General features: G+C 43.0%; 6 protein-coding genes. 1 reads left to right on the forward strand and 5 read right to left on the reverse strand.

Translation table 11 applies throughout. From position 1 onward, the window contains the following. From QNK26_RS11950 to QNK26_RS11960, 3 genes are all read right to left on the reverse strand, one after another. The coding region (locus tag QNK26_RS11950; protein ID WP_319223195.1) for a flavoprotein at window positions 1–434 on the reverse strand (434 nt) is incomplete at its 3' end. Window positions 435–523: 89 nt separating this feature from the next. Next, entirely contained in the window at window positions 524–1918 is a 1395-nt protein-coding gene (gene mpl, locus QNK26_RS11955) for a UDP-N-acetylmuramate:L-alanyl-gamma-D-glutamyl-meso-diaminopimelate ligase (RefSeq protein WP_319223197.1), read from the reverse strand. A 4-nt stretch (window positions 1919–1922) separates the two neighbouring features. Next, window positions 1923–2546 carry a hypothetical protein gene (locus QNK26_RS11960; RefSeq protein WP_319223198.1) on the reverse strand — a complete coding sequence of 208 codons (624 nt, stop codon included), beginning with the start codon at window positions 2544–2546 and terminating at the stop codon, window positions 1923–1925. Window positions 2547–2648: 102 nt separating this feature from the next. Here QNK26_RS11960 and serB point away from each other — a divergent pair, with 102 nt between their 5' ends. Beyond that, on the forward strand, window positions 2649–3770 hold the full coding sequence (serB, locus tag QNK26_RS11965; RefSeq protein WP_319223200.1) for a phosphoserine phosphatase SerB: 1122 nt from the start codon (window positions 2649–2651) through the stop codon (window positions 3768–3770). Between the two features lie 74 nt (window positions 3771–3844). Here serB and QNK26_RS11970 read toward each other — a convergent pair whose 3' ends face one another. Both QNK26_RS11970 and QNK26_RS11975 read right to left on the reverse strand, forming a co-directional pair. After that, on the reverse strand, window positions 3845–6205 hold the full coding sequence (locus QNK26_RS11970; protein WP_319223201.1) for a PilZ domain-containing protein: 2361 nt from the start codon (window positions 6203–6205) through the stop codon (window positions 3845–3847). A 202-nt stretch (window positions 6206–6407) separates the two neighbouring features. Continuing rightward, window positions 6408–6782 (reverse strand): ATP-binding cassette domain-containing protein (locus QNK26_RS11975; protein ID WP_319223202.1); only part of this gene is annotated, 375 nt, incomplete at its 5' end.

Below are 6782 nucleotides of genomic sequence, written 5' to 3' on the forward strand. Positions count from 1 at the left end.
ACCAACTGCCCACGCTCTTTTAATACCACATCAGCCGCACGCTGTAACAAATTAGTCGACATGCCTTGGGCTACAGCCGCAACCGTGCCCATACTACACGGACAGATCACCATCTGTTTGGGTGCGCCAGAGCCCGATGCCACTGGTGAGAACCAATCTTTACTGCTTGGCACGAATAACTGCCCCGCTTTCGCTTGGTATTTATCGCTTAAAAACAGTTGTAGAGATTTATTATCCGCCGGCCATTGTTCATCGGTTTCGGTCGCCATCACCACTTTTGCGGCATCTGACATCAACAAATGCACTTGCACATCAGCCGCTAATAATAATTCTAATAAACGCACAGCGTATTGTGAGCCTGATGCCCCGCTAATACCCAAGGTAATACGTTTACTAAATTCTGGTTTAGCTTTCATCGCCGCTTTAGTTTGCATGGTGCTCATTGCCCTTGTTGATATAAATCATTATCTTGTAATTATGGTTTGACCGAACTTTGTCACTATCTTATTAACTATCTTATTAACTATAGCTTGGCTAATAATTTATCATGAATGCCAGCAAAACCACCATTACTCATAATTAGTACATGACAAGGACCATCCTGCTGATGTGCGCGTGTGGCAATGTCGTTAATCAAGGTATCAATCTGCTGGTGAATAACCGCTTTATTATCATGTGTGAGACCTGATGCATCTGTTACACACAGCTCATCTGCCACAGGCTGTAGATTCCAATCTAAGCCTTCAGGTTGGTATAACAATACATCATCAGCCAGCGTTAATGATTGCGCTAAGGCTTGCTGATGGGTGCCCATACGCATGGTGTTGGAACGTGGCTCTAATACCGCAATAATACGTTCATCCCCGACAGCCGCACGTAACCCTGCTAGCGTTGTCGCAATGGCTGTAGGGTGGTGAGCAAAATCGTCATAAACACGAATACCCTGTACTTCACCTTTGACTTCCATCCGACGTTTTGGGGTTTTAAACTCCCCTAGCCCTGCAATGGCTTGGCTTAACTCAACCCCCGCATAATGTGCAGCGGCAATAGCCATCATGCCATTTTGTAAATTATGCTCACCAATCAAGTTCCAGTTGACGACACCAGCAAGTTGGCCTTTGCAATAGACTTCAAATTGACTGGCGTCGGCACGTAATGGCTTAGCTTGCCAATGACTATCGTTAGCTCCTAAACACTGCACTGGGGTCCAGCAACCTTGCGCTTTGACTTCATCTAATGCAGGGACATTATCAGGCATTAAGATCAGTCCATTACCCGGCACCGTTCTCACCACATGATGGAATTGACGCTGGATCGCAGCGAGATCAGGGAAGATATCCGCGTGATCATATTCGAGGTTATTCATGATTAAGGTATTTGGTTGATAATGCACAAACTTAGAGCGTTTATCGAAAAAGGCGGTATCGTACTCATCGGCTTCAATCACAAAGAAATAACCACCACCTAAACGGGCTGACTCAGTAAAGTTTTGTGGCACGCCACCAATTAAGAAACCCGGTGCTAAGCCCGCATATTCTAAGATCCACGCCACCATTGCCGCTGTCGTGGTTTTACCATGGGTACCCGACGCAGCAATCACATAGCGATGTTGTAACAAATGTTCAGATAACCATTGCGGCCCAGAGGTATATGCCAGCTTGCGATTCAACATGTATTCGACACACGGATTCCCCCGCGACATGGCATTGCCAACAATCACCATATCGGGCGCAGGGTCGAGCTGACTTGGATCATAACCTTCGATCAGTTCGATACCTTGTTGTTCTAATTGCGTGCTCATTGGCGGATACACGTTGGCATCAGAGCCCGTCACTTTATAACCGAGTTGTTTAGCCAGTACCGCAATGCCACCCATAAAAGTGCCACAAATACCAAGAATATGAATATGTTTAGACATCAGATTACCTTTTCGAACGAAATTTATGATGAACGCGATTGATCGTCACACCGATAATGACACCAAATAGCAATAATAACAGGAACAATAATAAAATAGATTTAGTGGCATCAAACTGGAAAATAGTGAAGGTTTTCAGCATTTCTTGATAACTAAAATGTAACTGTAAAAAACCCACGGGTTTGTTATTTCCTAATAAATCGTCCGCTAATATTGGCTTTAAATAAACGCGCACACCGGTTGGGGCTTGATACTGCTTTTGCGCCAGCAGTTGCGCATTATAATCTTCTTGTGAAGAGCTTAATAATTTACCATTTTCGGCAAACACATGCAGACTCGCCACGTACTGATTTTCACTGACCTCGTCCACCAGCTGTTGTAGCTGTTTTTTACTGTTCGCTCGCAGAGTACTATCTGGCGATTCACGGCTAACAATTAAGTTCGCCGCCATTTTAGTTGGATAGTCCAATAATGAATCAACGAGCATATCAACTTGCTGATAACGTGAAGCGGTCACATTGTTATACAGCGAGATGGCAATAAAAATGAACAATGAACTAAGGCTTAGGGCGATCAACAATGACGTTTGACGCTTTAGGAATTTATTACGATCCTTATCTTTCACCACAATGAGTTCCTTTCTGAATAGCATAATTACGAATCGCAATTTTAAATCGAATGCGTTATCTTTACTAGCAGTAACCTATCGATTACAAGGATTAGTAGCAAAATGACTCAACTCGCTGAGACTTTATTTAGTCATACCCCACCAATAGCATGGCCACAATTGTTAAGCTTGCAAAGCACCCAGGTCAAGCAAGTCAGTTATTGTCAGGGCCAATTTAATATTTCTGCGCAACAACAGCCGATAAGTAATAGCCATAACAGTCGTTATTATCTCACACTCCTCGCCCCGACAATCGCCAGTGATGCCTTACTCAATTTACTGTCAGCATTAAGTCAGTTGCAAGTATCTGCGCAGGTTAGCGGTGACATCACTCTTTATCCACCGGCTCACTATCCATTACAATTGGCGACAAACGATAATAAAACCCTAACCCAGGGTGATATTGTGGTGTTAGGTTTTACTCCATTGTCTGGAGCACTGCAACAGCAATTCCACACTACCTTAGCGAGTTGGAGTAATGATTACCATATCGATTATGCTTTGAGTCAAACCCTACCAAGTTTAAATCAACCGGGTGTAGTGCTGATGGACATGGATTCAACCACTATTCAAATTGAATGCATCGATGAAATAGCCAAACTCGCCGGGGTAGGTGAACAAGTTGCCGCGGTGACCGCAAAAGCAATGAATGGCGAATTAGACTTTTCAGAAAGCTTACGTTCACGTGTTGCGACCCTGACGAATTGCCCCGAATCGGTATTAAGCCAAGTTGCGGATAGCATGCCATTGATGCCCGGTTTAGAGCTACTCATTAGCACTTTACATCAAGCTAATTGGAAAGTGGCGATAGCCTCCGGTGGTTTCAGCTATTTTGCCCAACGTCTGCAGGATGATTTAGGTTTTGATGCGGTTTATGCCAACGAACTCGGTATCGTAGACGGTATTTTAACCGGTAAAGTGATTGGCGATATTGTCGACGCGCAGGTCAAAGCCGATACCTTGCAAGCATTAGCAACTGCATATCAGATCCCGCCGCAACAAACCGTGGCGATAGGTGATGGCGCCAATGATTTAATAATGCTTAAAAGTGCGGCGTTAGGTGTGGCGATCCATGCTAAACCGATTGTGCAACAGCAGGCCCAAGTCGCACTCAATCATCATGATCTGGAAGGACTGGTTGGACTATTGCTGGCTGCGAATTGTGTTGAGGCTAGCTGGTCGTAACTTTACTTAAAGCAGCCGTCCACGTTATCGCTTATCAACGTGGACGGCGATTCACTAACATAAACCTCAACACATCAACGCCCGCGGCGTAAGCCAAGGCGATAAAATAACTCATCTGAGACATCAATCAAATCAACCACCCCGCGGACACTCCACAGTTCGTCTTCAAGTTTTTGCGCTCTGTGCACGGCATAATGACTGACGTAATTGAGCTCTTTCTCAATGTATTCCATATCAGGCCGACCAGTACGAGATAGCATGACTTGGATGGCAAAAAAGGCACCTTTTTGTAGTCCATGAGAAACAAACTGACGACGTTCTGATTCATCAGCAAAATCTTGTTCAAATTGTGTGGTCACCGTTGAATCACTTGTCGCAACGGTGATATAAAGCACCCGTTGCCAAGGGCGATAAGTGGATTCGAGTCCAGCTAATGCGTCATCAAAAACTTGTTTAATGCGGCTATCCGCTATCAAGGGATACAGATTGTATGGCGCTTCAGGCTGGCCAAAAAATTCAAATAGCGGTAATAGACTATTTTCATTCGGGCTAATGCCTATTCTATCCATCTGGTAATTATTATTCACCTTATGGATATACAGCGGTATCGTCGCCAAATACTGACAATACATATTACGCAATACCGCTGTGACACCTGGAGATTGCTTCGGCTCTGGCATGCGTTTTAATTTATCTTTATTACTGCTGATCAACAGACTAAAAAATTGACAGCCAATATGGGCTTCTTTATCACCGGATATCTGCAGGTGTAAAATAGTTTTAGCTTTATTACAGCCAACCACACTGTAAGGCAAATTAGTCAGCGCGACTTTCTTTGATAGTTTCTGCAGCATAGGTAACTCAAGATAAATACGTTGACCTATCTGAACCTCCAAGGGCGCTTCTAATTCAATCTGTAGCCCTTCGGTTGAAAAGTCATTACTCCAACCTTTAATTGTATGCTCGGTATTGTTGGCCACGATCGCAGTTTTATAACTGAATCGTAGCTCTTTACGTAATTGCACAAACTTAAACTGGCTTAATATTGCGCGCTGCGCTGCAACCGGTAAACGATATTGATGTAATTGATTAAAATCACAGCCCTGCTGCACATAGGCTTTATAGTCAGCCAATATATTTTCATTGGTGATATCTTGTAATAATCCCACCCAACGAATATTTTGCAACGTGGTTAGCGTCATTGTTCCCAGTGGCTGTTGGTTACTTTCTGCAGCCAACAAATGTTTCTTTTCATCAAATGTGGATGGATTTAATGATAATTTAAATACGCGGAAATTCGGACGTTGGCAAGCAAACGATAGAAACAACGCTTTTGAGCCCGACTTCGCCAGACTTGTCGCATCAGCAGCATAAAAATACAGGCGCCCATTCTGGGTATAATAAAAGCTGTAGATGGTTGTTTCGATGCGTTGCTTAGTTTGTAGCAACGTCTGCATCCAGGGTGTTTGCCAACATGCTTCTAGCTGACTCTTCGACTCCTCATTCGTCCAGTAATCGTATACCCCCCGATTATTTTCATTGAGTAGTAAATGACTCAGTATCGGTTTGTCATCACTAGAGACATACAGCGGTAAGCCAGACATACGCGGTAAAAAGAATTGTTCATAGCCTTTCACAACGATATTATCTTCCTGATAACGCACGTTAACTTTATATTTACTCTTATTTTGCGTGATCAACTTAGTGATAAAAATATCTAATTCATCGTTCTCATCAATGCGCATTAAGCGTAAATAATCAAACTTTTCTTCTTCATCGATGCCCATTAATTTGTAAGCAAAAAAGTTACGCAAAAAATGATTCGCATACTCTTGACGTAAACCAAAAAAATTCACATTGACTAAACTGGCTGTGGCAATATTATGGGCTTTATCTATTTTAACTTTAATGCCACTGGTTGATATATCTGATGTCATCGCATCAACAACACGATCGCCAACACGCATCTTAACCGCTGAGCTATAATGCATACGTTCTTCGTCACGGACAAAATAAGAGGCGTATTGAACCGGTTCAACAGCAAATTGCGCGATCGGATCCAACAGCTCAACTTGACGTTCATTGGTTGGTTTACTGCGTTCGCTCTGATGGTAAGCCAACACTTCTTCGTAGATACCTAAGGTATAATGACCTTGGTGTTGCGCTAATAGGGTTTCTAATAACTTAATTTCGCTTGGCGTTATGTGATGTAAAATACCATCATATTCATAGGCGATCACGCCACTGTCACCACGCTGACGAAAATCGAGGATCCGTCGGGTTGAGGCTGAAAGACGGTTAACTTCCATTTTAATTAAAAAGCGGGTACTGTTCGTTTCACCCTGCGTCAATTGCTCGAATAAACGAATAAAATCAGGCTCATGATACAAGGTCGTTGATTTTTTAATTACATCCGCGTAATTAGATAATTCCATGTTGGCGATCACTGCTTAAATTAAAAATGAATACAACTATTACGGTTATCTATAGTACTACTAAATCCCATCAGAAACCGTCAACAAATTGATAATAACGCGAGTTAAGCAAAACAAGTAAAAAAAAGCCCGTAATATCACTATTACAGGCTTTTAATCTTAATTAGTCATTGTTGCTATACCAGTAATACTGGCATCAACATTAGCTAATACGTTTGTACTTAATGCGATGCGGCTGAGTAGCCTCGGCACCTAAGGTTTTCTTCAACCAGCCTTCATAATCCGTGTAGTTACCTTCGTAGAAGTTCACTTTGCCTTCATCACGGTAATCAAGAATATGCGTAGCGATACGGTCAAGGAACCAACGGTCATGGGAGATAACCATGGCACAACCCGGGAACTCTAGAATTGCTTCTTCAAGTGCACGTAGTGTCTCGATATCCAAGTCATTGGTTGGCTCATCCAGTAGGATCACGTTGCCGCCAGATTGTAATAATTTCGCCAGGTGTAAACGACCACGCTCACCACCAGACAATTGACCAACACGTTTTTGCTGATCTGTGCCTTTAAAGTTAAA

Origin of the sequence: Moritella sp. (assembly GCF_033791185.1) — a bacterium.
In the GTDB taxonomy this organism is placed as follows: Bacteria; Pseudomonadota; Gammaproteobacteria; order Enterobacterales; family Moritellaceae; genus Moritella.